The organism is Corynebacterium jeikeium (assembly GCF_028609885.1).
Lineage (GTDB): Bacteria > Actinomycetota > Actinomycetes > Mycobacteriales > Mycobacteriaceae > Corynebacterium > Corynebacterium jeikeium.
Map to the genome: position 1 here is coordinate 212859 of NZ_CP063195.1, position 25898 is coordinate 238756.

At 61.5% G+C, this 25898-nt stretch carries 17 protein-coding genes and 2 pseudogenes; 11 read left to right on the plus strand and 8 right to left on the minus strand.

All coding sequences use genetic code 11. The features are described 5' to 3' along the window. Positions 1 to 60: 60 nt before the first annotated feature. Together CJEIK_RS00900 and CJEIK_RS00905 are read right to left on the minus strand one after the other, a co-directional pair. Positions 61 to 3759: a (Fe-S)-binding protein gene (locus CJEIK_RS00900; RefSeq protein WP_077536277.1), complete on the minus strand. Its 3699-nt coding sequence runs from the start codon at positions 3757 to 3759 to the stop codon at positions 61 to 63. A 189-nt stretch (positions 3760 to 3948) separates the two neighbouring features. Beyond that, positions 3949 to 4287, minus strand: a complete 339-nt coding sequence (locus CJEIK_RS00905; RefSeq protein WP_005297142.1) for a hypothetical protein — start codon at positions 4285 to 4287, stop codon at positions 3949 to 3951. 716 nt (positions 4288 to 5003) lie between these two features. Between CJEIK_RS00905 and CJEIK_RS00910 the strand changes: the two are divergent. The 4 genes and pseudogenes from CJEIK_RS00910 to CJEIK_RS00930 all read left to right on the plus strand — a co-directional run bounded on the left by CJEIK_RS00910 (position 5004) and on the right by CJEIK_RS00930 (position 10402). Next, positions 5004 to 6573 (plus strand): annotated as a pseudogene (locus CJEIK_RS00910) (ABC transporter substrate-binding protein). 288 nt (positions 6574 to 6861) lie between these two features. Beyond that, the gene (locus tag CJEIK_RS00915; RefSeq protein WP_005297135.1) at positions 6862 to 7812 is read left to right on the plus strand and encodes an ABC transporter permease; all 951 of its coding nucleotides are present in this window, start codon (positions 6862 to 6864) and stop codon (positions 7810 to 7812) included. 146 nt (positions 7813 to 7958) lie between these two features. Beyond that, positions 7959 to 9762: pseudogene (locus CJEIK_RS11340) on the plus strand (ATP-binding cassette domain-containing protein). Continuing rightward, entirely contained in the window at positions 9755 to 10402 is a 648-nt protein-coding gene (locus CJEIK_RS00930) for an ABC transporter ATP-binding protein (protein ID WP_005297127.1), read from the plus strand. The pseudogene CJEIK_RS11340 and the gene CJEIK_RS00930 overlap by 8 nt, the downstream one beginning before the upstream one ends. 39 nt (positions 10403 to 10441) lie before the next feature. On the opposite strand, the gene CJEIK_RS00935 is transcribed toward CJEIK_RS00930, so the two are convergent. Then, positions 10442 to 11857 carry an esterase-like activity of phytase family protein gene (locus CJEIK_RS00935; protein WP_005297126.1) on the minus strand — a complete coding sequence of 472 codons (1416 nt, stop codon included), beginning with the start codon at positions 11855 to 11857 and terminating at the stop codon, positions 10442 to 10444. Positions 11858 to 12138: 281 nt separating this feature from the next. On the opposite strand from CJEIK_RS00935, the gene dnaK reads away from it, so the two are divergent. From dnaK to CJEIK_RS00950, 3 genes are all read left to right on the plus strand, one after another. Next, positions 12139 to 14001 (plus strand): molecular chaperone DnaK, encoded by a 1863-nt coding sequence (gene dnaK, locus CJEIK_RS00940; protein WP_005297124.1) that lies wholly within the window; start codon positions 12139 to 12141, stop codon positions 13999 to 14001. Beyond that, complete coding sequence (gene grpE, locus CJEIK_RS00945; protein ID WP_005297121.1) at positions 14001 to 14597, plus strand: nucleotide exchange factor GrpE; 597 nt, start codon at positions 14001 to 14003, stop codon at positions 14595 to 14597. Before dnaK ends, grpE begins: the two co-directional genes overlap by 1 nt. Before the next feature lie 404 nt (positions 14598 to 15001). Beyond that, entirely contained in the window at positions 15002 to 16255 is a 1254-nt protein-coding gene (locus tag CJEIK_RS00950) for an HNH endonuclease signature motif containing protein (RefSeq protein WP_005297119.1), read from the plus strand. Between the two features lie 24 nt (positions 16256 to 16279). On the opposite strand, the gene CJEIK_RS00955 is transcribed toward CJEIK_RS00950, so the two are convergent. After that, positions 16280 to 17476, minus strand: a complete 1197-nt coding sequence (locus CJEIK_RS00955) for a hypothetical protein (RefSeq protein WP_034965445.1) — start codon at positions 17474 to 17476, stop codon at positions 16280 to 16282. A 215-nt stretch (positions 17477 to 17691) separates the two neighbouring features. Here CJEIK_RS00955 and dnaJ point away from each other — a divergent pair, with 215 nt between their 5' ends. Then, the gene (dnaJ, locus tag CJEIK_RS00960; protein ID WP_005297113.1) at positions 17692 to 18906 is read left to right on the plus strand and encodes a molecular chaperone DnaJ; all 1215 of its coding nucleotides are present in this window, start codon (positions 17692 to 17694) and stop codon (positions 18904 to 18906) included. Beyond that, the gene (locus tag CJEIK_RS00965; RefSeq protein ID WP_011272911.1) at positions 18906 to 19322 is read left to right on the plus strand and encodes a heat shock protein transcriptional repressor HspR; all 417 of its coding nucleotides are present in this window, start codon (positions 18906 to 18908) and stop codon (positions 19320 to 19322) included. Before dnaJ ends, CJEIK_RS00965 begins: the two co-directional genes overlap by 1 nt. A 25-nt stretch (positions 19323 to 19347) precedes the next feature. On the opposite strand, the gene CJEIK_RS00970 is transcribed toward CJEIK_RS00965, so the two are convergent. Together CJEIK_RS00970 and CJEIK_RS00975 are read right to left on the minus strand one after the other, a co-directional pair. Next, the gene (locus CJEIK_RS00970) at positions 19348 to 20844 is read right to left on the minus strand and encodes an amino acid permease (protein ID WP_005297107.1); all 1497 of its coding nucleotides are present in this window, start codon (positions 20842 to 20844) and stop codon (positions 19348 to 19350) included. 109 nt (positions 20845 to 20953) lie between these two features. Next, a complete protein-coding gene (locus CJEIK_RS00975; RefSeq protein ID WP_005297105.1) occupies positions 20954 to 22024 on the minus strand; it encodes an LLM class flavin-dependent oxidoreductase in 1071 nt (356 codons plus the stop codon). 244 nt (positions 22025 to 22268) lie between these two features. On the opposite strand from CJEIK_RS00975, the gene CJEIK_RS00980 reads away from it, so the two are divergent. Both CJEIK_RS00980 and CJEIK_RS00985 read left to right on the plus strand, forming a co-directional pair. Beyond that, the gene (locus CJEIK_RS00980; protein ID WP_005297103.1) at positions 22269 to 23687 is read left to right on the plus strand and encodes a SulP family inorganic anion transporter; all 1419 of its coding nucleotides are present in this window, start codon (positions 22269 to 22271) and stop codon (positions 23685 to 23687) included. Then, the gene (locus CJEIK_RS00985) at positions 23687 to 24220 is read left to right on the plus strand and encodes a methylated-DNA--[protein]-cysteine S-methyltransferase (RefSeq protein ID WP_005297100.1); all 534 of its coding nucleotides are present in this window, start codon (positions 23687 to 23689) and stop codon (positions 24218 to 24220) included. The genes CJEIK_RS00980 and CJEIK_RS00985 overlap by 1 nt, the downstream gene beginning before the upstream one ends. On the opposite strand, the gene CJEIK_RS00990 is transcribed toward CJEIK_RS00985, so the two are convergent. Together CJEIK_RS00990 and CJEIK_RS00995 are read right to left on the minus strand one after the other, a co-directional pair. Next, a complete protein-coding gene (locus CJEIK_RS00990) occupies positions 24217 to 25542 on the minus strand; it encodes an alpha/beta hydrolase (RefSeq protein ID WP_005297098.1) in 1326 nt (441 codons plus the stop codon). The two genes, CJEIK_RS00985 and CJEIK_RS00990, sit on opposite strands and share 4 nt — an antisense overlap. Then, complete coding sequence (locus CJEIK_RS00995) at positions 25539 to 25850, minus strand: hypothetical protein (RefSeq protein ID WP_005297095.1); 312 nt, start codon at positions 25848 to 25850, stop codon at positions 25539 to 25541. The genes CJEIK_RS00990 and CJEIK_RS00995 overlap by 4 nt, the downstream gene beginning before the upstream one ends. Between the last annotated feature and the right edge of the window lie 48 nt (positions 25851 to 25898).

Here is a 25898-nt window from a genome sequence, read left to right on the forward strand (position 1 = left end):
CGACAGATCCAGCGTTCTGCTGGACCCGCCACCGCTATTCAGCGTGCGAGCTAGTCGCTTTTACTGTGCGCCTGGTGCGCCCGGAGCACCCGGAGCGCCGGGGACGATGTTGGTCAGCTTAATTGGACCGCCATCGTTGGCCGGCTGTGCCGGTTGTGCTGGCTGCGCCGGAGTTGCTTCTGCCGGTGCTTCCTCGGCCTGTTCAGCTTCGGCCTGCCCGGTTTCAGCCTGTGGCTCCTCGGACGGAGCCTCTGCCTCAGCAGGTGCCTCGGCCGGAGTCTCAGCCTGCTGATCCTCTGCCGGAGCTGCCGGGGCAGCAGCGGGAGCAGCAGCTGCAGCCGGTGCAGCTGGTGCTGCGGAAGCCGGGGCACCCGGTGCGCCCGGGGTGGTGGCCGCCAGCTTGATCGGGCCACCATCCTGAGCCGGCTGAGCCGCCGGTGTTGTCTGCTCTGCCGGTGCAGACGGAGCAGGAGCAGCCGGAGTGGCCTGCGGAGCCTCAGCGGACTCGGCTGCAGCAGCGCCAGCGCCAGCTGCGGCGGCACCTGCACCAGCGGCGGCTGCCGGAGCTGCGGCCGGAGCGGCAGGAGCGCCCGGGGCACCCGGTGCGCCAGGAGCGGTGGCGTTCAGCTTGATTGGGCCACCATCTTGAGCCGGCTGTGCAGCCGGTGCTGCCGGTGCAGACTGTTCAGCCTTCGGGGCATCTTCAGACTTGTTGGACTCAGCAGCCGGAGCAGCAGGCGCTGCCGGAGCGCCCGGAGCAGCAGGAGCGCCAGCGGACGGAGCACTAGGGGCGCCCGGAGCTGCCGGTGCGCCAGCGGAAGGAGCACTAGGTGCAGCGGGAGCGCCCGGAGCGGCCGGAGCAGCAGGTGCACCAGGAGCAGCTGGAGCGCCAGCGGACGGAGCACTAGGAGCGCCCGGAGCTGCCGGTGCGCCGCTGGTCTTCGGCGCTTCCTGAGTGTCTTCAGACTTCGGTGCGGCAGGAGCACCCGGAGCTGCAGGGGCACCTGGAGCGGCAGGAGCACCCGGAGCAGCAGGAGCACCCGGGGCTGCAGGTGCGCCAGCGGAAGGAGCACTAGGAGCAGCGGGAGCGCCCGGAGCGGCCGGAGCAGCAGGTGCACCAGGAGCAGCTGGAGCGCCAGCGGAAGGGGCACTAGGTGCAGCGGGAGCAGCTGGAGCGCCCGGAGCTGCAGGAGCAGCAGGTGTGCCAGCGGAAGGAGCACTAGGTGCAGCAGGAGCCGCCGGGGCACTCGGGGCACCCGGAGCACTCGGAGCTGCAGCAGCACCCGCAGCGGCAGCGCCGCCAGCAGCAGCCGCGCCACCAGCGGCGGCAGCAGCTTCCTTCTTCTTCTTGGCTTCTTCAGCCTTGCGCTTCTTTTCCTCGGCAGCCTTCTTCTTGGCTTCTTCCTCGGCCTTGCGCTCGGCTTCCTCGCGGGCCAGCTTCTCCTCGTCTACCCAGCCACGCTCAGGCGCAACCAGGAACTCCGGGGACTTCGGTGCGGGCAGCTCGCCGTCGACCAGGACGGACTCGCGGAACATCTGGGCGATATCCAGAACCTGGGTACGGTCTGCCTTGTTCTCGATCTCGGACTGACGGTTGTTCACACCGTCGGTCATCATCGTCTTACAGAACGGGCAGCCGATGGCGATGGCGTCCGAGCCGGTGGCCAGAGCCTCGTCCGTACGGTTCAGGTTGATGCGCTCGCCCAGGTGCTCTTCCATCCACATGCGAGCACCACCAGCACCACAGCAGAAGCCGGTATCGCGGTTGCGATCCATCTCCACCAGGTTGGCGCCGGAAGCGCCGATCAGCTCACGCGGGGCCTCGAAAACCTTGTTGTGGCGACCCAGGAAGCACGGATCGTGGTAGGTGACCTGACGGCCGTTCTGCGGTGCAGATACTGGCTCCAGGCGACCCTCGCGGATCAGCTTGTTCAGCAGCTGAGTGTGGTGGACGACCTGGTAGTTACCGCCCAGATCCGGGTACTCGTTGCGCAGGGTGTTGAAGCAGTGTGCACAGGTCACAACAATCTTGCGCTGCTTCGGAGGCACGCCCTCGAAAGCGTTATCCAGCATCTCGATGTTCTGCTCTGCCAGCATCTGGAAGAGGAACTCGTTACCGGCGCGGCGGGCGGAGTCACCAGTACAGCCCTCGCCCTCGCCCAGCACGGCGTACTTCACGCCGGCGGTGTACAGCAGGTCGGCAACAGCGCGGGTGGTCTTCACCGCGTTGTCGTCGTACACGCCCGCACAGCCGACCCAGAACAGGTACTCGGTGTCGTCGAAGTTCTCGATGTCCTCGCCGAAGACTGGCACCTCGATGCCGTCTTCCTTGGCCTTCTGGATCCAATCGGAGCGCTTGTTGTTGTTCTGGCCCCACGGGTTGCCCTTGGTCTCCAGGTTCTTGAACAGGCCACCCAGCTCGGTCGGGAAGTCAGACTCAACCAGCACCTGGTAGCGGCGCATGTCGACAATGTGGTCGATGTGCTCGATGTCCACCGGGCACTGTTCCACACAAGCACCACAGTTGGTGCAGGACCACAGCACGTCGGGGTCGATAACACCCATCTCGCCCGCAGCAACCAACTGCAGCAACGGCATGTCCGCGTGGGCGTCAACAGAAGGATCGTCCAGAACGGCAGTGTCGGTGGCGCCTTCGCCGGAGAACATGCCACCTGCGTGGGCGGCGTCCTTGCGTGCGGCCTTCAGGTACGGCGCGGACTCGATGGCGTGGTCACGCAGGTTGGTGATCAGCAGCTTCGGGCTCAGCGGCTTCGCAGTGTTCCAAGCCGGGCACTGCTCCTGGCAGCGTCCACACTCGGTACACGAGGTGAAGTCCATCCAGCCCTTCCAGGTGAAGTCGTCGATCTTGCCAACGCCGATCGCGTCTTCTTCCGGGTCTGCGTTTTCCATGGTCAGCATGCGGCCGCCGGAGGTCAGCGGCTTCGCTGCGCCCAGGGCGTTGCGGCCGTCGGAGTTGCGCTTCAGGAAGATGTTGAAGAACGCCATGAAGCGGTGCCAGGCAACGCCCCACTTGACGTTCTGGCCCACGATGAACAGCCAGATCATGCCGGACAGCAGCTTGATCAGTGCGAAGATGGAGACCAGCAGCGGGGATTCCGGCAGGATCTTGGCCAGTTGCATGGTGAAGAAGTCGGTGGCCGCGTGGCCGCCCTCGTAGCTGGCGAAGGTGGCGATCTTGGATGCCTTCACGAAGATCATGCCCAGACCCTCGATCAGCACGACGGCCTCAACGAAGTACGCCGCGCCGGAGTTGGAGCCGTAGAAGCGGGCCTTCTTATCCTTGTCGCCGATCTTCTGGCGAATGATGATCAGCGTGATAATGCCGATGACGGTGCCGAGACCCAGTAGCTCGTCTACGAAGTGGTACAGACCCCAGCTGCCGATGATGGGCCAGCCGCCTTCGGGGTCGAAGATCTGAATGTAGGCCTCGAACCACACCATGGCTCCCAACAGGAAGCCGACCATGACGAGCCAGTGGGCGATTGCCACGCCTGGCTTCTTGGCCATCTTGGTGTGACCGATGATCTCCTTGATCAGGTTCATCAGTCGGCCGGCGGGGTTATCTGTCCTCTTCAGTGCCGGTTGGCCCAGTCGGATCGTGGTAAAGATCTGCGCCGCGCCACGGATGAAGAAAATCCAAGCGGGCAGTGAAAGCAGTGCGCCAATGATGCCCAGCGGAACGGTGATGTTCCACGGAATGTCATTGGAGGTCGCCTGCCCTGCTGCAAGCAGGTCCATTATTGTGCTCCTCGAAAGTCCTGTATGAGCCACGTTGACTCAGTCAAGTAGTTCACATCCGAGCTGGAATCGGAATATGTATGAACTAATTACTTGCTAGGTAGATTAACAATTGAACAGGGGTTTGGTGAAGTTTTCTCCGCTGGTCGCACCTATTTTTTGGCAGTATTTTAGAAACGGTGATGTTGCTTAAATATCCCGAGCTGCTGTGTTGTGCGCCACAGAAATGATCGCTTTCCGGGCTGCGCGCCCTGCCTTTGAATGTCGCAGATGGTATAGGCGGTTGCCGCTAGCGCCTTCGTGGAGGATGACTGTGGCTCCATTTTTCTTTAATTTCGACGCCTCGTCGACGATCCCCGGGCTTCCCTTATCCTTCTTGGCGAAGAAGATGTGTACTTCAGTGTCTAACGCACGGTCTGTGATCGAACTATCGGCTCCGAAGAGCTGTTTCAGTAGGGTTATGTCTTTAGCTTGGGGCGCCAGCAGCACAATGGTGCGCGGTGCGGTCGCTTCCTGGAGTGCGTCCAATAACTCGGGGATGCATGACGATTCCGCTATGGCTGTTACGAGTTGAGGGCCGTGGTCCGTTAGGAGGTTGCGGTAGGTCTGGCGAATGGTCGCAGAGCCTGTGGGGGAGGCGGTAGCGGTTGAAGATGCTGTGCCGGGGTGCGTTGAAGATGCTGTGGTGGGGTGTGGGGGAGGAGTGGAAGGTGATGTGGAAGTTTTATTGGCGCGGGGGATTGGTATTTCAACTCGAAGATCGGTTTCCGCGAGTTGCCAGGCGAGGTTCCAATGTCTGTTTGTGAATGGCTCCGAGGGGGAGTGTGGCGCAATAAAAAGAACAGCCTGTGAAGCTGCGTGTTCGGGTGGAATCTCCGCCAAGGCGGAAGTGTGCGGGCTGTAGCGCGTGGCGTCGGTGGCATGAGAGCCCCTGAACTGCATAGGGGCAATGGAGTAGACGGTATGTGTATCGCAGGGGTGGGAGCTCATTGTGAAATGCTGTCGCAACGCATGAGGGGGTTCAGGGGTGGCGCGGGTGAAGATGTCCATGGCGTCCAAGCTTAAGGCACCCTGCGGTGCTGTCGAGAAAAGTTCAAGGGGTTGAAATCTAAATATGCCGTAAGGTAGTTTCTTTTCTAATAATGACAATGAATTGCAATAAGCGCCTTAAATAGGGTGCTGGACAGGAATGACGTATGCGAACAAAACTGCGGCGAGGGGCAGCATGTGCCTTAACCAGCGTGATGATTGGAGGGGCGCTGGTAGCCTGCGGTGACCCGAGCCGCCAAGCTTCCGGTGGGGAGGGCCAGTACCCCACCCCGGCTGGTTTTGGCAGACCGTAAAGCTGGCGATGGATTCCACCCAGCGACGGGATATGCCCAAACCGGGGTGAGCCCGATCTACGACGGTCTGCTGCGACCAGAGCCATCGTCGTCAGACAAGGTTCCGAACTTTGTGCCAGCACTGGCTGCGGAAATGCCGAAACACAATGCTGACTCCACGAAGTGGACTGTGAAGCTCAAAGAAGGAGTGAAGTTCAGCGATGGTTCTGATTTCGATGCCGAAGATGTGAAGGCATCGTATGACGTAGCCAAAGACATTTCCGTCGGTTCCGAAGTAGTCAGCCGCTACGACATCATCGACGAGGTGCAGATCCAAGATCCGCACACCGTGGTGTTTAAGTTGCGTTCCCCACTTGCCGAAATGTTGTCGCGACTCACCTACGCGATCGCTCCCTCCGAGATGCTGGGCAAAGGGGCAGTTACCCAAAGCAAGCTGAATACCGAACCCGTGGGTACTGGCGCTTACCACCTGAAGGAGCGCCGGGGTGATGAAACGATCTTTGAAGCCAACGACAACTATTTTGACGGTGCGCCGGAAGTCAAGGAATTGGTTGTTACGACCGCTGCGGATGATACGGCCCGCGCGCAGCGCGTAGCTGCTGGTGAAATTGATGGTGCGGCTATTCCGCCCAGCCAACTGAAGGGGTTAGAAGGTAAGGATGGCATCAGCGTGGATGTCACCAAGACGGCTGATTGGCGGGGTATTTCTTTCCCTGAAACGCCCGAGTTCGCCGATCCGAAGGTGCGCTTGGCATTGAACCTCGCCGCTGATCGGCAGGCATTTATTGATGGACCATTGGCAGGGCAGGGCACTCCGATCTCTGGACTATTGTCCTCAATCTACGGTGATGCCCACGATCCATCCCTGGATTTCCAACACGACGTGGCCAAAGCGGAGAAACTACTCGATGAAGCTGGGTGGAAGAAGAACAGCCAGGGTGTGCGGGAAAAAGACGGTAAGCCCTTCCACGTAGACCTCTACTATGCAGGCAACGACACGCTACGCCGAGACATCGCCATCGAGTTCGCCTCGCAGATGAAGAAGCTGGGCCTAGAGTTCGAAACCAAGTCCAGCACGTGGCATGACATCGAACCGAAGGTACACGATGTGTCGGTCGTTTTGGGCGGCGGATCGGCCCCTTATGACGCCACGGTGATGGCCTATGAGTATTTGCACACACGCACACCCGCGACGGGTAAGTGGGCCAATCCAGGCAACTACGGCTCCAAGAAAATGGATGACCTGCTGGATGAGACGCGCAGTGAGAACGAAGAGGCGAAGCGCAACCAACTGTGGCGCAAGATCCAAGCCGAGCACGCAGAAAACCCATCCATGCTGGCTTTGGCGAACGTCAACCACATTTACGTCTCAAAGGAAAATTCGTGGAAGAAACCGAATCTCCTGCTCGAGCCCCATATTCACGGCGTGACGTGGGGGCCTTGGTGGCGCCTAGTCGCTTGGAAGAAATAACTCATGAGAGCGGTTTCTACCACTTCTTCTGCTGCTAACTCCGCTCATGGCAGAGCCGCTGTGAACACTGCGGACGTTCACACCGCTGAAGGTCACACTGGTGCTGGTCATCCTGCTCCTGGTCACGTTGGTGCTGTTCGGATTGCAGATAAGACAAGCTCGGCTGGAGCATCTCATTCAAACGGAGTTTCCGGTTCAGACGGGGCACCCACTTCAGCAAAAACTCGGCAGTCCTGGCGCAGGTTTGTATTGCCGGGGCGCCGGGATAACCTCGGCGGGATCGGCCGGATGGTTGGTACGCGCTTGTTGCTCATTGCCGTGACAACCGTGGTGGTCAGCTTCATCATGTTCGGCCTCGCTGCCTTGTCGCCGTTTGATCCCCTTGCGCACCACCTCGGCGCGAACTACGGCAACTACACTGCCGAAGAACGCGCGAGCATTGCCTCTTCTTTGGGGCTCGACGCCCCGTGGTACCAGCAATGGGCCTCCTGGTGGGGGCACGTTTTTACAGGTGATCTGGGTTGGTCCCGGGTGTACAGCAAACCGGTTGTTGAAGTTATTGGCGAGCGCCTGCCGTGGACGATGCTGCTATCCGGAGCGGGCCTGTTGCTGATGCTGGCGATTGCAGCGCTTCTCGGCTTGAGCGCTGCTCGCCGACCCGGCGGAGTGGTGGATCGGGCGATAACCGCGTTGGGCGTATTTGTGGCAGCTACTCCTTCCTACATTTATGCCCTAGGAAGCGTGCTATTTTTTGGCGTGTTCTGGCACCTCATCCCCGTGGGAGGAGCCGCGCCGGTCGGTAAGTCCCCGTCACTGGGAACGGTGGGGCCATATCTCATCGCACCGGCTGTCGTTCTAGCGATCTCGCAGCTGTCGTGGTCTTTGTTGACGATGCAACGCGCTACTGCCGAAGCCGTTGAGTCGCCAGCGGTTGCCAACGCGCGCTTGCGTGGTCTCTCCGAACACACGATCCTCGTTCGGCATGTGCTGCCTATGTCGCTCATGCCGCTGATCACTTTGATCGGAGCGCGCCTCGGCGAGATGGTCGTCGGAGCAGTGATTGTGGAAACGGTTTTCTCCTGGCCGGGGTTGGCGCAAGCCACGGTGGAATCGGCTGTGGCTGTGGACTTTCACCTGCTGGCATTCACCACGGTCGCGACCACGGTAGTGGTGATGTTGGGATCTCTATTGAGCGATCTGTCCTACGTATTGATCGACCCGAGGGTAAGCGATGTCTAACAAGAGTTCTCTTTCCTCCGATGAGCACAGCCCTAGTTCGAATAACTCAGCCTTGAAAGCACACAGTGCTCATCTAGATATTGGCAGCGCTGAAGCACAGGGGTTTAGCACGCATCCACCTGCGGACACAGAGTGTCCGCAGGTGGATGCGTGGGCACCTCATTGGATTAAGCGTTTTTGCACTTCTGGTGCTGTATGCAGCTATAGTTCCCGCCATCTTCGAGGCGGGAACTCCAAGTTTTGCCAATTCCCTGCGTTCACCGACTGCCGCGCATATTTTCGGTACTGATCACTTTGGGTTCGACCTATTCGTACGAACCGCAGAAAGCTTGCGGGTTTCCCTTTTCATCGGGCTTACGGCTGCGGTTGCCGCTACGACATTGGGCGTGCTCGTCGGCTTATTGGCGGCGGGGCTCGGTGGCGTGGTCGATCGCATTGTTATGCGCATCAACGATGCCGTGAATGCCATTCCGCACCTCATTTTGACAGTGGTTATTGTCGCACTATTCCAGGGATCCGTTGCTGCCATCGTGGGGTCCATCGCTGTGACTCACTGGTCACCGGTTGCGCGTATCGTGCGATCTGCGGTGTTGACGGTCCGCGCGTCCGAAACGGTGCAGTGCTCGTACGGTGCAGGGGCCTCGTTTGGCTGGGTGCTGCGAAAGCATTTGGCACCAGCGGCTTCTGGTCAAGCACTGGTAGCGATGGCGATGCTCACTCCCCACGCTGTGTGGCACGAATCCACCGTGTCCTTCCTTGGCCTGGGCATCCAGGCTGACGAGCCATCACTGGGAACGCTCATGGATTTGGCGCGCGAAGACATCACCCGTGGGGCGTGGTGGGCTTTGGTTTTCCCAGCGATGATCTTGCTGCTCACCACGATGTCTGGGGTATCGCTGACCCGAGGAGCGACAGCGCGGGCAGAGCGTGGCGTCGGAAAGCAAAAGAAGAAGTCAGCACTGCAGAAAGAAGCCGGGGCAGGCCGCAGAGGGCGTAGGTCGGAGCCTGCGGAGCCAACTGAGGCGACGAGCGAGTTGGGGGAGCTCCGTGCTCGCGGGCTTGGCGTAGAGGTGGGGGCAAAAAAACATTGTGTGTGGGGTGAACCTGACCGTGCGCCGTGGGGAAGTGGCCGGGCTGATCGGAACCTCCGGTTCTGGCAAATCGACCGTGGGGCGCGCGTTGATTGGGGGGGTCCCAACAGGGGCTCGAGTAGAAGGGAAGGTCTCGCTTTATCCGGCTGAGGTGCCTGATGGGAATTGTGTAGCGCACGGGGCGACCAAAGGGCACCTTGAACCCAGCGGGGTCACCCAAGATACGGAAGCTGGTGGATCCGCTCACGTTGCGGAAGCCGATGAAACCACTGCTGATGAAGCAGACTGGAACAGTACTGATTTCGCTAGTGTGCGGGGCTCAACGGTGGGTTTTGTTCCCCAAGCCGCGGCCTTGTCCTTTACGCCCGTGAGGAGGATTGGAACCCAGCTCCAGGAGATTATCGATCGGCATGGCAGTGGCTTGGATGTGGAGGAGTTGTTAGAACGCGTTCACCTTGACTCTGAGGTCAGCGAGTATTTCCCACACCAGCTATCGGGCGGCATGGCGCAGCGAGCGGCGCTTGCTGCGGCGTTGGCGGGAGATCCGCAATTCCTTATCGCAGACGAGCCCACCGCAGCATTGGACCCACAATTGACGAAGGAGACGCTGGAGCTACTGCGGTCCGCGGCCAAGGATCTGGGGCTCGGAGTAATGCTGATAAGTCACGATCTAGAGGACCTTCGAGAATGGGAAGCGTGCGACCACATTTTTGTGCTGCATGAGGGCGAAGTAGTGGAAAGTAGACAGGCCAGCGAGTTTTGGGCTGCACCGCAAACCGACTTTGGTCACGCGTTGGTTGGGGCTTTGCCCAGCGGAGGCCTTGAATACCAAACCGAGGTAGGGGAGAGAAATGCTTAAAGCTACCGAGGTGACCTATTCCTATGCGGGGAAACCCGTCTTGGAGAGAATTGAACTGAACATTGAACGCGGTGAGCTCGTGGGGCTGATCGGACCTTCAGGATCTGGCAAAACGACGTTGGCCAAGTTGCTTTCCGGGCGTTTCCTCCCAGATTCGGGAAAGGTCACGATTGACGGAGAACCTGTGGTGACGGGGCGAGATCGCCGGCGATCACGAATAGCGTTGGTGAGTCAATCCCCTCGGGATGCGTGCAATCCGCGGTGGACTCTCCGAGAGATCATCGCTGAACCTTTATTGATCGCCGGGGAGCACAATAGGGAAGTGATTCGCGAGTGCGTGGAGGATCATACGAAGCGAGCAATGCTGGATAGGGAATTGCTTGATCGCCGACCAGCACAGGTAAGCGATGGGCAACTGCAGCGAGCATGCTTGGCCCGCGCAACTGTGATGGATCCCGCCTTCCTCATCTGCGATGAACCGACTTCAATGCTCGACCCCATTGCGACGGCGAAAATTGTGGAGATGTTGCGCGAGACCGTGCGGGCGAACCGCGGAGTGCTATTGATTTCCCACGACCATCGGTTATTGGCAGCGTGCGCTGACCGGACAGTGACTATCGAAACCACCCCGCAGGCTTAGAACTTTGCGTTCCGCGCCTGTGCTGGTGAGGAGCGATAATTAGCGCTGGGGGATGTCCAAAGAATGGAGCAGCGTACGCTGCGAATCACTAAAGTTATCGTCCGAGATTAAGTACACGCGGTTTAACTTCGCCGGGGAAGTGGAGCTGCCGGCGTGGTTTCCGATGGCGGAGGAGCCCGCAGGAAGGGAGCCGGTGGTGACGGAACCGTGAGCCGGCACATCTGCGGAGTGGGCAGGCGGGGCCGCGAAGGTTAAGCCTTCAACATTTTCGGGGGATGCAGAGATGTTGGGGCTTGCCTCAGTGTTAGCCTTATCGCCACTCGAGCTTTGGTTGTCACCGAGCTTGTGAATGTCACTGGGTTTTTGTCCAGCGAAATCGAAGACCTTCTCGCGGTTAACGGGCACCTCGCTACCGTCCAAGCGCTCCCGGCCAAGCACATTGGTGGCCCCTTCCAGACTCAAACGGTAGATCTCGGCGCGGTTACCTTGTTTGGGGATGTAACCGCGCTGCAGCGCGTAGAGGCTACCATCCGGGGAAGTAGCTAAGGAAGCGTACCCGCGATCGGCCTTGGGGGCGTACGTGGGGTCCACCTCGACCACATACTCGGCCTTGGGCCTGCCGGTTGCAGTGCTGTAAGCGGTCAACCGAGTTTTGGAACCCGCCTCGGGAGTATTGATTGGCCCATCCTGCACCAATGAGTTCTCGTTGAGAGTGTAAAAAGTTTCCCCATCAGGAGAAATTGTCATGCCCTCCGGGCCTTTGTTGGGGCTTATCCCTTTAGTTTGTTCAATATCCTTTGCTGCATTGTGGTCGGGGACGTGATAGTGCGGGGGATGGATGCGCCGGATTTCCCGCCCGTTGCTATCGGATTCGATGACAAGGGGTGAGCGGTTCTTCGATCCCTTTGATTCGCCCTCGGTGGTCCATAGCAAATGGCCGTTAGGTAGCTGCTGGATCTCCTCCGCATCGTATTCCTTGGGGTTGTATGCGCTGCCATCTGGCTTGGTGAAATTAACTTGTCCAGTGACCTTTGCCCGCCCGTTGTTGTCGATGTTCAAGCGGTAGGCGCGCGTGGGGCCATGATCGCCTTTGTCATCCGAGATGGCGAGGTAGGAGCCATCGGCGAGGGCAGTAAGCCCGGATAGTCCACCCACGTTGGGATCCTTGCTCGCTTGGCCGAGGTCGAACGCGCCGTTGTAGTGAGTTTGTTCCTGGCCGCCAGTTTTCAGAGCGCCGGAAGATGGGAAAGTCGATCCTGCGGGGAGTTGCGGTGCGGAGAGCGAGGCGTCGGAACCAAAAGGGGTAGCGGAAGAAAAAGGGGCGGCGGCTGCGGTTGCACCAAAGGCTGTGGGGGCGGCAATGACCGACCCAGCGAGGATCGAGGTAGCGACAAGCGGGGCGGCTGCCAACGGGGTGGAAATGAGGGCGCGGTTTATGCGTATGCGGTTTTTCATGCCCACTATCAAAACAGATGGGGCGGGTTTGCGCATTTCAGGGAAGGTTCAGGGTGAATCTGTAAAAAATCTTCAAAAAAGTTGAGCCGATCGGGAACAAGTTTGACGTGCGATGAGTTGAGTAGGGTGTGAGCAGGTTGAGTGTGGCTGACTCAAGAAGATTTGACTAGAGAGAAAAACTCCGGATACTGGAGAGCATGAGTTGAGTCGTCCACACTAAAGGCTCGATGACTGACAACAACAATCCGACGAAGGATTAAAACAACAGGAGGTACCCCACTATGGGACGCGCAGTAGGAATTGACTTGGGCACCACCAACTCTGTGGTGTCTGTACTGGAAGGCGGCGAGGCAAAGGTCATCGCCAACTCCGAGGGATCCCGTACCACCCCGTCCATCGTGGCTTTCGCCAAGAACGGCGAGGTGCTGGTCGGCCAGTCCGCCAAGAACCAGGCGGTAGCCAACGTGGATCGCACCATCCGCTCTGTTAAGCGCCACATGGGCACGGACTGGAAGGTCTCCATCGACGACAAGGAGTACACCGCTCCGGAGATCTCCGCCCGTACCCTGCAGAAGCTGAAGAGGGACGCGGAGAGCTACCTGGGTGAGGACGTAACCGACGCGGTTATTACCGTCCCCGCCTACTTCAACGACGCACAGCGCCAGGCAACCAAGGATGCTGGCCAGATTGCAGGCCTGAACGTCCTGCGTATCGTCAACGAGCCGACCGCAGCCGCCCTGGCTTACGGCCTGGAGAAGGGCGACAAGGAGCAGACCATCCTGGTATTCGACCTCGGTGGCGGTACCTTCGACGTCTCCCTGCTGGAGATCGGCGACGGTGTGGTTGAGGTTCGCGCAACCGCCGGCGACAACGAGCTGGGCGGCGACGACTGGGATCAGCGCATCGTCGACTGGCTGGCCGACAAGTTCAAGGCAAGCCACGGCGTGGACCTGACCAAGGACAAGATGGCCCTGCAGCGCCTGCGCGAGGCGGCGGAGAAGGCCAAGATCGAGCTGTCCAGCTCCCAGCAGGCCTCCATCAACCTGCCGTACATCACGGTGGACGAAGACAGGAACCCGCTGTTCCTGGATGAGACCCTGACCCGCACCGAGTTCCAGAAGATCACCCAGGATCTGCTGGACCGCACCAAGACCCCGTTCCAGGCAGTGCTGAAGGACGCGGAAATTAGCGTGGACGAGATCGACCACGTCGTGCTGGTCGGTGGCTCCACCCGCATGGTTGCCGTCTCCGAGCTGGTCACCGAGCTGACCAACGGCAAGGAGCCCAACAAGGGTGTAAACCCGGACGAGGTTGTGGCCGTGGGTGCTGCCCTGCAGGCCGGCGTGCTGCGCGGCGAAGTTAAGGACGTGCTGCTGCTGGACGTCACCCCGCTGTCCCTGGGTATCGAGACAAAGGGTGGCGTGATGACCAAGCTGATCGAGCGCAACACCACCATCCCGACCAAGCGTTCCGAGACCTTCACCACCGCCGAGGACAGCCAGCCCAGCGTACAGATCCAGGTCTTCCAGGGCGAGCGCGAGATGGCTGCGCACAACAAGCTGCTCGGCTCCTTCGAGCTGGCGGGCATCGCTCCGGCACCGCGCGGCGTTCCGCAGATCGAGGTCACCTTCGATATTGACGCCAATGGCATCGTCTCCGTCTCTGCAAAGGACAAGGCCACCGGCAAGGAGAACACGATCAAGATCCAGGACGGCTCCGGCCTGTCCCAGGAGGAGATCGACCGCATGGTCAAGGATGCCGAGACCCACGCGGAAGAGGACAAGAAGCGCCGCGAGGAGCAGGAAGTCCGCAACTCCGCAGAGTCCATGGCTTACCAGACCCGCAAGTTCGTCGAAGACAATAAGGACAAGGTCAGCGAGGATACCCAGAACAAGGTCGAGGAAGCAGCCAAGGCTGTTGACGAGGCTCTGAAGGGTGACGACATCGAGGCCATCAAGGATGCGGTGGAGAAGCTGAACGCTGAGTCTCAGGAGATGGGCAAGGCCATCTACGAGGCAGAGGCAGCCGCCGGTGCTGAAGGTGCTGGTGCGGACGCTGCAGGCTCCGCCGCAAACGATGACCCGAACGTTGTGGACGCCGAGGTTGTCGACGAGGATACTTCCGCAGAGGATGATAAGAAGTAATGGCTGAAGATCTGAATCAGGACCCGGGCGCCCCGGAGAACACCGACCCGGAGGCAACCTCGGCCGAAAGTGCCGAAGCTGCCGCCGCGGAAGCTGCTGAGGCGCAGGGTGTCGACGAGGGTCTGGCTGATGGTGAGGCGGCTGTGGCTGATGCTGAGGGCGTCAATCCCGAAGACAGCAACAGCATCGAAGCCGAGCTGGCCGAACGCACCGAGGACCTACAGCGCGTGACGGCGGAGTACACCAACTACCGCCGTCGTGTTGAGCGTGACCGCGCGAGCGTGATCACCGGCGCGAAGGCCGAGGTGGCCGCCGAGCTGCTGCCGATCCTGGACGACCTGGAGATGGCAGAACAGCACGGCGACCTGACCGGGCCGCTGAAATCCATGTCGGACAAGCTGCAGTCTGTGATGGCATCCATGAAGGTGGAGAAGTTCGGCGAGGAAGGCGACGAGTTCGACCCGAACTGCCACGAGGCCGTGCAAGACACGAGCAGTGGCGACGACAAGGTGCTGGCCACCATCCTCCGCCGCGGCTACCGCCTGGGTGACCGCGTGCTGCGCAACGCGATGGTCATCATTGGCGATCCGCAGTAGTTATTAGGGGTTAGCGCCAGGGATGGCGTGAGATCCAGAGAGCTTCACGGCTTTTGCTGTGGGGCTCTCTTTTTTGTGTGGTGGGGTGTATTTGTGGGAGGTATCTGTGAAGGGGCAGGTAGGAACTAGAAACTAGAACAAGTGTTCGATTAATTGAGTTTTTCTTGGAGGGGCTGTCCGGGGCGTTTTCTATGCTGATCGCGTACGGAAAACCACGGGACACGAGCTACGGAATTCGAGCCACGACACAAGAGCCACGACACACTGGGGACTTCCATCATTGAAGGGGAATGATGTTTGACCAGCCCACACCACCCGACAGACCACCGCAAGACCCACCGCATAACCAACCACAAGGCCAACCACAGGGGCCGTTCTGGAAAGTTACCGACCCCACCGACCCGATGAGCGCAGCGATCTGCGACATCAACCGCAACCACGCGCGCCTTGCCTTGGCGTGCACGCCGCACGACGACGAATGCATCACCGACGTGACCACCCGCCTGGGCGCGCGCCTGGGTCTCCCGGAGTTCCGAGTGGTCCAGCTCGTCGACGTCGGAACCACCTTCCGCCGCTTCCCATCGCTGGTGGAGCTGGCGGAAACCGGGGCCTACTCTATCGAGCTGTGGCGGATCGTCGCTCATAGCCTTGTTGCTGTTAGTGACGCCCACATCTCCGCTGTAGAAGCCGATGTCTACACAGCACTTTCGCCCACTCGGCCTAACCAGGCGATGTTGGGGCAGAGTACGATCCGCCAACGCCTGAAGAAGATCGTCATGGATCACGAGCCTTTGGCCTGTCCGATCGATCCCGCCGAACTAACCTCGCCAGCGGGCGAAGGTACGGATGGCGCAGCCGGGGCAGACGGTACAGATGGCGCAGACGGCACGGGTTCAGACGTAGAGGGCGTCAGTACCGAAGACCTGGCCGTCCTCGGCGCCGCAACGCGGCTAGCTATCGACGACCGGTCGGCCGACTACACCGAGTTCTACCTGACCCTTCCGAAGCTGGAGGCGCTGGAGCTGATCCAGGCGCTCGACAGCGTGAGGAACAAGCAGAATTGTTCCAGGGTGCGGGCGCTTATGAGTCTGGTGCGGGGGAGTGCGACCGCAGAGGTGAACCTCAACCTGTACCGCCAGGTGGATGCTCCGGAGGCGCAGATCTGGGCCGCCGGCAGCTGGCTCAACCCGCTGGCCACGAAGGAGTGGATGGAGCGGATAACCCACCTGCAGGCCCCGGGGAAGGCCGCTACCGCCGGCTATACCCCGACGCCCCTCATCCGTGCGAGCGTGGAAGGCCGGGACGGAACCTGCCGCTTCCCGGGCTGCGACACCCCAGCGCACAAATGCCAGCTAGACCACGTCAAACGCTTCGTGCATGGCGCCCCGAACGGCGGACCAACCGACACATCAAACCTCCACTGCCTCTGCGCCAAACACCACAACGCGAAAACGACGGGAGCCTGGGACGTGACAATCAACCCCGACGGGGAGGAAACCTGGACTAGCTTCGGAGACGGCCACACGGTGATCACCACGCCAAACGGCCCGCTGGGAAGAATCACCTTCCGGCACCGAGCAGTGAAGCGAGCGCGGAGGGTGGTGGAGCACAACCAGCGGGAGCAGAAGCGCAACCTGGAGGACGAGCCGCCGTTCTAGCGACAGCGTTCTAGCGCCGTCGCCCTAGTGCTTGCCCTGGTTGATCCTCTCCATGAGGTACGCCGGGGGCTGAATGTCGATCTCCGCCCTGCCGCCACCCTTCGACTTGATGTCGGTGAACGTGGTGATCTCAGCCATGTGCGAAAACATCAGCCGTGGGCTCATCGCGCCCGCCTGCCGCGAGAACTCCTGGGCCGTCACGGCCGCCATCATCTTGATGGACCCCAGCATGTCGGTGCCTTCGCCCATCTCCCGAACCAGGGTGATGTGGCGATGCGGCGTGGAAAAAATTAGCCCCTCGCTAGGGTCGATCTGCGGCAGGAGGCGCTCGAGGATCTCGTTCATTAGCAGGGGCACCGACCCCGTATAGTAAGAGCTGCTTTCAATCGCCCAGAAGCGCTCTTCGGGACGGTCTTCGCTCGCCCGAACAGGCTGTACATCCAGGTCGGAATCGATCAGCTCCTGCCACAGGTTGCGGTAGCCAATCCGGAACAAGTCCTCAATCGGGCCGCGATCATCCAGTGAGCCCGGGCTCAGCGACACTACAGAGTTTGGTGTATCCAGAACCAAAGTGATGCACAGGTCATCCGAATAAGGCCGTATCGGTGAATCCGGGTTGAACTCACGCGCATCCGCCCGCGACTGCTCCGGTAGTAAGTCGATGGACATTAGGCGCGCCCGCAAGTGGGAGTAAAACTCCGCATCGGGGAGCGAAAGTAGCTCTCGCTCTGAAGCGGCAGCCGGGCCGACCAGGCTATTGACGAAATGTTCCACCAGCACAGGCATATCTCTCCCGAAATCCTCGGCATTGGCGCACTGCTTCGTGAGGTTTTCGAGCCCCAGCATCGAGCCCTCGCCGTAATCCGGCGCGGGGAGTTGCCCGCCGTAGGGGCCGGGTGTGGGGCCCGGGTAGCTCAGGGGCTTCTCGATGTGCTCGGGTTTGCTGTAGTAGACAACTTCGGGCGTCGGGGTCGCGCCGTAGCCGAGGCTATTGAGCGTCCGCACGATCTGCCGGATCAGGGCCGTGGACTGGTGCAGGTCCAGGCGGGGTAGCGGCACCGGCGGGTCCTGTGGGCCGGGCTCTGCTAACGGGGCGTTAGAGCCAGGTGCGCTGGGCATGGGCGAACCGTTCGCCGCGGACGAAGGGTTATCAGATGCGTCGTGCGATGAGCTATGCGTGCCGAAGAACCGACCAAACCAGTTGCGCTTCTTAGGTGTCATGGCTCCACCCTAGCTAGTTTCGGGCTGGGAAGTCTTCTGGCAATACATACAGCAAGCCTCCAGCAATGCATGCTGTAGTGCCCGAAGTGATGTGGAGGGGGAATAAATACGTAGGGGCGTCGTTAAGAAGATTAGATAACAAAAGTTCAGCGCGGTAGACTCAAGGTTGAGTAGAAACACCCCGCGTGAACAGCGCAATAAGGAAGGAGCGACACATGGCGCACAGTGAATGGGCCGAGAAGGATTATTACAAAGACCTCGGCGTGTCCTCCACCGCATCGGCAGAGGAGATCAAGAAAGCTTATCGCAAGATCGCCCGCGAAAATCACCCGGATGCGAACCCGGGCGACGCAGCTGCGGAGGAGCGATTTAAGAAGGCTTCTGAAGCGTACAGCGTGGTGGGGGACAAGGAAAAGCGCGCTGAGTACGACGAGCTCAAGCGGATGCTCGCCAGCGGGGCTTACTCGGGCTTTGGCGGCTCGGGCTTTGGTCGTGCAGGCGGTGCAGGTGGCTTCAGTAGTAGCGGCTTTAACGTCTCTGATCTTTTTGGGAATGACGCCACCAGCGGCGGATTTGGGGACGTCTTCAGCGGACTCTTTGGCGATGATCCGACCGCCGGCGCCTCCCGCAGCCGCTTCGGAGGCCGGGGTGGTCGGGCTGGACGCCGCACCCAGCGCAGCCGCGGGGCGGACGTGGAGACAGAGCTGACCCTCGAGTTCCGCGAAGCTACCAAGGGTGTGACCGTGCCGATCCGCCTGACCAAGCCCGAGCCGTGCGAAAGCTGCCACGGCTCCGGTGCTAAGGCGGGCACTTCGTCCCAGAACTGTGGCACCTGCAACGGCAGCGGCATGGTCAGTGAGAACAGGGGAACCTTTGGGTTCTCCCGCCCGTGCGCGGACTGCTCCGGCACTGGCTCGGTGATTAAGGACAAGTGCCCGGATTGCTCCGGCACGGGGCGGACTACCCAGTCCCGCACGATCACCGTGCGCGTGCCTGCGGGCGTGGTCGACGGGCAGAAGGTGCGCTTGGCCGGGCAGGGCTCGGCGGGGCAGCGCGGCAAGCCGGCGGGTGACCTCTTTGTGACGGTGCACGTGAAGCCCGACAAGGTGTTCAGTCGCGACGGTGACGACCTGAAGCTAACCGTGCCAGTGAGCTACCCCGAGCTGGTACTCGGCGGCGCGGTGACGGTGCCGACTCTGGCCTCCAAGGTGCGGGTGCGCATTCCTGCGGGCACGCAGGACGGCACAACGCTGCGCGTGCGTGGCCACGGTGTGAACAAGCGCAACGGCGCTAGCGGAGACCTGCTGGTGACCGTGAAGGTGGCCGTGCCGAAGAACCTGGACGAGGGTGCGATGAGCGCGCTACGCAAATACTCGGAAGAGGAAAAGCGATCCGGATTCGACCCCCGCGAAGGATGGGAGGGCAACTGATGAGTACTAGTAAGAACGGCGGCGAGCGCGAGGTTTTCGTTATCTCCGTCGCCGCGCGGATCACTGGAATGCACGCCCAGACGCTGCGCACGTATGACCGGATGGGTTTGGTGACGCCCCAACGCACCAGTGGCGGCGGCCGCCGCTACTCGCGCGAGGATATTGAGCAGCTGCAGGAGATCCAGCGCCTCTCGCACGAAGAGGGCGTGAACCTGGCGGGCATCAAGACGATCATCGCCCAGCAGAACCGGTTGGACGAGCTGGAAGAGGAAAACGCGGCGCTGCGCCGCCGCCTGGCGGAGATGCAAGCCCGCGTGGAGCGGGGCGAGGGCGCGGGCGGACGCTCGCGTGGTGAGATTGTGCACGTCCCGCGCTCTACCTCTGTGGTCCTGTGGGACCGGCAGAAGCGGCGGTAGCTTGCGCTAGCTACAACGGCGGTAGCTAGAGGCTGATCTGCCCGGTGACGATCAGGTACAAGGCGCCGATAGCGGAGGCCACGACGACGGCGCTGATGATCCACTCGAAGGTGTTGAATACGCGCCCGCCGGCCTTAATACGGGTGACGACATAAACCACCAGGCCGGGCACGATAAGTAGCGTGCCGAGCAGGACGAACTGCAGCTCGGCGGCGTACAGCAACCACAGGGAGTAGCCGAAAGCCACGGCGCTGATGAGTAGGTGTCCGCGGTTGGTCCTCTTGCCGACCTCGGGCCCGGAGATGTCGAACTTCGAGCCCGCGTCCGGGTGCTTGAATCCGTGGCCACGGGTGGCCAGGAACAGCAGGTACAGGCTGGAGAACACGTAGGGCACCAGGTACAGGGACGTAGCCAGCTGCACCATCGTGGTGTAAGTGGATTCATTCAAGTAGAAGACGATGATGAACGCCTGGATAACCACGGCGGACAGGAACTGCGAGACGTACGGGGCGCCCATGTCGTTGGTGCGTCCCACGGCCTTCGGCAGCAGCCCATCCTGGGCCATCAGGGTGATCGGCTCGGCGCATAGCATCTGCCAGGAAACGTACGCGCCCAGCACGGAGATGCACAGGCCGACGGAGATCAGGCCTGCGCCCCACGGGCCGACAACGTGCTCCAGGACGGTACCCATGGAGTTATCGCCCATAGCGGCGAGCTCCTCGCGGGAGACCACGCCGAAGGACAGGAAGCTCACGGCGGTCAGCAGGAAGAACACGGAGACGAATCCCAGGAAGGTAGCTAGGGAGACATCCTTGCGGTGGCGTGCGCGCTTCGAGTACGTGGAGGCGCCCTCCACACCGATGAAGGCCCACACGGTGAACAGCATCATGCCCTTGACTTGGTCGCCGAGGGAAAGTGCCTGATCCTGGTTCTCGCCGAAGGTGGCGGCGCGACCCCAGAAATCAGAGGTGAACACGTCTGTGTTGAAGCCGACGAAGGCCACCAGCACCAGGAACGCCAGGATCGGCAGGATCTTCGCCACAGTGGTGATGACGTTCATGATCGCCGCTTGGCGCACGCCGCGGGAAAGAACCAGGAAGATTCCCCAGGTAAGTGCCGATACGCAGACCGACTGCACCAGCGGATGATCGCTGCCGAAAATGGGGAAGAAGAAGCTCAGCGAGCTGAAGAACAGCGTCGCGTAACCCACCTGGGCGATGATGGTGCCCAGCCAGTAGCCCCACGCGGAGGCGAAGCCGACGAAGTCGCCCAGGCCGGCGCGCACGTAGGAGTACACGCCCGAATCCAGGTGCGGCTTGCGCAGTGCTAGGGCCTGGAAGACGTAGGCGATGCACAGCATGCCCACGCCGGTGATGCCCCAGCCGATCAGGGCGGCACCCGGCGAGGCGACAGACGCAATGTTCTGCGGCAGCGCGAAGATGCCGGCACCGACGGTGGAGCCAATGATCAGGCTGACGAGCGTGCCCATGCGGACGGTGCGTGGGTCGTCCTTGACCAGCACTTCAGCAGTGGAGGCCTGCGGATGAAAAGCCTCGGCAGCATCCTGAGTAGATGGGGTATCCCCATTATTAGAGATATTCACGGTTAGTACCGTACAACGCACTGGTTGGTTAGGCCAACCTGCTGTCCTCACTCGTGCTCGGCTGCCAACCCAGCGCAGGTGCCACGTGTGTGGCGAAACTCTTCAACAGGCGAACATTGGCCTCTACGCCCAGCTGATTCGGGATAGTGAGCATCAACGTGTCGGCTTCGGCCACTGCGGCGTCATTAAGAAGCTCTTCGATGAGCTGGTCGGGTTCACCAATGTAGGTTCGGCCGAGGGTGGAGCGGTAGCCGTCGATCACGCCGAAGTGGTCGCGGGTCATGCCATGGGTGCCGACGATTGCCCGGTCCTCGGCGCTGGTGATGGGGAAGATGCTGCGGGAGACGGAGGTGCGCGGGGTCCAGCCGTGCCCACTGCTGACGAAGGACTCCTTGAAGACTTGGAGCTGCTGTGCCTGCAGGTCGCCGAAGCTGTCGCCGTTGCTCTCGGTGAGGAGGGTGGAGCTCATGAGGTTGACGCCCACCTGCCCCGCCCACTTGGCCGTTTCGCGCGTGCCCGCGCCCCACCAGACGCGGCGGTCCAGGTTGGGGGAGTGCGGGAGCACGGGGATGGAGGCGCCGGGCTGGTACATGTGCGGGTATTGCTTCTCTGCTGAGGGGGCAGTGGCCATGCCTGCTCCGCGGATGGCGGCTAGGTAGCGCAGGAAGTGCTCGCGGGCGATGTCGGCGCCTCGGGGGTCGGTGGAGCCGGTGTGGCCGAAGGCCTCCCAGCCGCGTTCGACAGCCTCGGGGGCTCCGCGGGAAACGCCGAGGGCGATGCGGCCGTCCGCGATGAGGTCTAGCGCGGCGGACTCTTCGGCGAGGTGGAGGGGGTTTTCGTAACGCATGTCGATCACGCCGGTGCCGACCTCGATGTTCTGGGTGCGGGCGGCGATTGCGGCTAGTAGGGGCATGGGGGCGGCCTGCTGGGGTGCGAAGTGGTGGACGCGGAAGTAGGCGCCGTTCACGCCCAAGTGGTCGGCCTCTACTGCAAGTTCGATCGACTGGTGCAGCATGTCGCGGGCGCTGAGCATGTGTGGGTGAGCGGACTGAGGGTTGAGGGAATAGTGGCCGAAGCTGAGGAATCCGAAGGCTTTCATGGTGCTAGTGTACGTGAATGTAGTTGACGTATCAACTAGTTGGGTGGGGGTTGGGTTGGATTGGCAGAGCTGGGCTGGCGGGGCGGAAAGCGCAGCCGGTATAACAATGATTGTTCTGAAGTGATTAAGAGGGGTGCCTGGTTTGTCGGCTGCAGTAATAAGGAGCAAAGAAGATCCGGAGCGGTATCGGCCGGATCCGTCGCTGAAAGTAGCGCTGACGACCCCGCGGATCCTGGTTCGGGAGATGCTCGCCGGGCTGGTGGTGGGGCTGGCGCTGATCCCGGAGGCGATCTCTTTTGCCGTTATCGCGGGCGTGGATCCGAAGGTAGGGCTTTTCTCGGCTTTCATCATGGCGGTAACAATTGCCTTTGTCGGCGGTCGCCCGGCGATGATCTCCGCAGCGACGGGTGCAGTGGCGCTGGTGGTCGCACCGATTGCCCGGAACTACGGCATGGATTATCTGATCGCCACCGTGCTGCTGGCAGGCGTGTTCCAAATCGTGCTGGCGGTTCTGGGGGTGGCGAAGCTGATGCGCTTCATCCCGCGGAGCGTGATGGTCGGGTTCGTAAACTCCCTGGCAATCCTTATCTTTTCGGCGCAGATCCCGGAGCTGATTGATGTTCCTTGGCTGGTCTACCCGCTGGTGGCGCTGGGGATCTTGCTGCTGGTGTTCTTCCCGAAGTTAACTACGGCCATTCCGGCGCCGCTCGTTTCCATCGTGGTCGTCACGGTGCTGGTGGTGGTCTGTTCCATTTCCGTGCCGACAGTGGGCGACAAGGGTGAGCTGCCGCGCAACCTGCCGGAGTTGTTTATCCCCCAGGTGCCGTGGAAGTTGGAGACGCTGCAGATCATCGCGCCCGTAGCTTTCGCGATGGCGCTGGTGGGGCTGATGGAGTCCCTGATGACGGCGAAGCTGGTGGACGAGATCACCGATACCCACTCCAACAAGACGCGCGAGAGCTTCGGTCAGGGCATCGCAAACATTGCTTCCGGCCTGTTCGGCGGAATGGGCGGTTGCGCGATGATCGGCCAGACGATGATCAACGTGAAGGCGTCGGGCGCGAGGACTCGCATTTCTACCTTCATGGCGGGCGTTTTCTTGCTCTTCCTGCTGCTGGTGCTGGGGGACATCGTGGCGATCATTCCGATGGCGGCGCTGGTCGCGGTGATGGTGATGGTTTCTGTGGGCACTTTCGACTGGCATTCGATTAAGCCGTCGACGTTGAAGCGGATGCCGAAGAGCGAAACCTTCGTGATGGTGCTTATCGTTGTGGTGGTTGTGGCCACCCACAACCTGGCGATCGGCGTGGTGGTAGGTGTGATGATGGCCAGTGTGATGTTCGTGCGCCGCGTGGCCCACCTGATTGATGTGCGTCGCGAGGTTGATGACGCCGCAGCTTTGGTTCGCTACACGGTCGAGGGACAGCTGCTGTTTGCATCTAGCAACGACCTCACCACGCAGTTTGAGTACGCGCAGGACCCAGATCGGGTTGTTATTGATTTCTCGAAGTCCAACATTTGGGACGCTTCTTCGGTGGCTGCGCTGGACACCATTGAGAACAAGTACCGGCAGCGTGGGAAGACGGTGGAGTTTGTGGGGATGAACGAGTTCTCCTCGGCCTTCCATACGCGCCTGACGGGCGAGCTGGGTGGCGAAGGCTAGTGGCAGATCTGACAGGCCAGGAACAGACCGGGGTAGGCGGGGCAGTGCTGAAGTTTGATGCCCTGAAGTCTGAGGTCTTCCCCAGAAGTGAGCTGTTGGCGCTGGCCACGGAGCGAGGCTTGGTGGCCATAGAGTTTGCACACGTGTGGCAGGGGCGAGAACTGCCACCTGCCGAGGGCGCGGCCGCCCAGCATTTGGAGGAGGCTGCGAGGCAACTGGGGGAGTACCTCGCGGGGGAGCGCCGAGAGTTCACCGTGACCGTTGACCTCGGTGGCGTGACCACTCCCTTCCGGCGCCGGGCGACACAGGCCCTGGCGCAGATCCCGTATGGGGAGACCATTACGTATGCCCAGCTGGCGGCATTGGCGGGCAATCCGCGCGCCGTGCGCGCTGCGGCGTCGGCGTGCGCGCGCAACCCACTGCCGATCCTGTACCCCTGCCACCGGGTGATCCGCAGCGACGGGAGGCTCGGTGAGTACCGGGGTGGCGCGGAGACTAAGAGGGCGCTGCTGGAGATGGAGCGCGCGCTCTAATTTTGCACATTCACCTCCGGGGACCACATGTAGGAACTGTGGGCGTCAGTCTCCCCGCGGCTCATGAGGTAGAGGTCCAAGATTCGGCTCCAGCCGTAGCTGCTCCAGCTGCCGGAATCTGAGCTGCCGGAGTCGGGGGCGCCGGAGTTAGGGGCAAAGTCTGGCGACGCCGGATCCTTGCCGTGAACCCCAAACCCCGGGGTGGTGGTCAGCCGGATCATGTCGCCGGGCACATGTTCGTTTGTGACCTGGCCGTGGCTGCTGTGTTCGTTCGGCGGTCCATCTGCCTGCGTATTCAGTTGGAGATCCTCTGAGTGCTGTGCGTGTACGCCGGGGCTGCCCCAGAAACGCACCTCGTCGGCGATGAGGCCCTCGCTGCCTTTCGCCGCGGCCTCCCCGACCACGACCGAACCATAGCTATAGCCCACCACCTGCAGCTTTGCGTCCGGGTTTAGCTCGCGCAGCTGGCGCTGGTGCTCCCGCAACGCCGCAGCGCCCTCCTTCGCCGGTGCCCGGGAGATCGCGCCGGGCAGATCCCCCGGAGCCGGATAGCCGTGCCACGCCACGACCGCCACGTTTCTGCCGTGCGCCACCGCATCCGCAGCTGTTGCTCGGGCCCACGCCTCTGTGCGCGCAAGTGCGTCCGGACTGTTCGACCCCACGCCGCTGACCAGCGTAATTACCTCATCTGCGCTCTCGACATCGCCCACGGTTACCACTGGCCCGTGCGGCGTATCCACTCTCTGCACCGGAGGCAGGGCCTGGGGTCCCTTGACTGATGACGCCCCCTCGACCTCACCGACACCAACATCACTTCGGGGCGGCACGACTGTGCTGCTGATCGCGGAGATTGCGGCGCCGGACACCCGATCTAGCACGCTGGCCAGCTGGATAGCCCCACGCAGAATATTGGTCAAGACCAGCGCCAGATTCTGGGCGGCCTCGCCAATGCCGGGGATGAGGGCCAGGTGGCGGGCGGAGACCTCCCCGTCTTGGTGTACCGACATCAATGCCCCGCGGGCCAGCCCCACGGTCATGCGCACTACCAACCGGGTAGGACTCAGAACGTCGGCGTGGGTGCCTGCCACCTGCCCGATGGTGCGACTGCTGAAACCGGCGGTATCCAGTTGGTTTGCGGCGGAGTCGGTGGCGTGGCCGGCAGCGTCCGCAGCCTGGCCGGACCAATCTTCGCCCCATTTGGCCTGCTCCCGTGCGCTCTCCGCGTGGCGGGACGTCTTTTCTCCATTGCGTGTGAAGAGGTCGGCGGCAGAGCGCAGAGCCTCAACGTTTGCGCCTTTTAGGGCGTCTACTGTGACTGTCATCGGCTAGCCCCCGCGAAGGCATCGGAGCCGTCGGTGTCGGCGGTGGATACGTTGTCGGCGTACACGCTGATGGTGCGGCCCATGTTTGACAGCTGGCGGCCGAACCCAGTTAATGCTGCGTGCAGCCTCTCTGCGGCCGTATCGATGGCCCGCGTGGTGGCGCCGCCCGGAATGTCCGGTGCCGTTGCGTTGGCCACTGAATACCCCGCCGAGGCACACTGCACGCCGTCCTCGTTGATCATTTCGCAGCGCCCGTGGACCGCCCCTGTATCCAGCGCCATCGTGTCCAGATAATTCAAAAACCCCATTGTCGAATAATTCACGTGCTTACCCCCTGAAGATTGCGACCTGCTTTC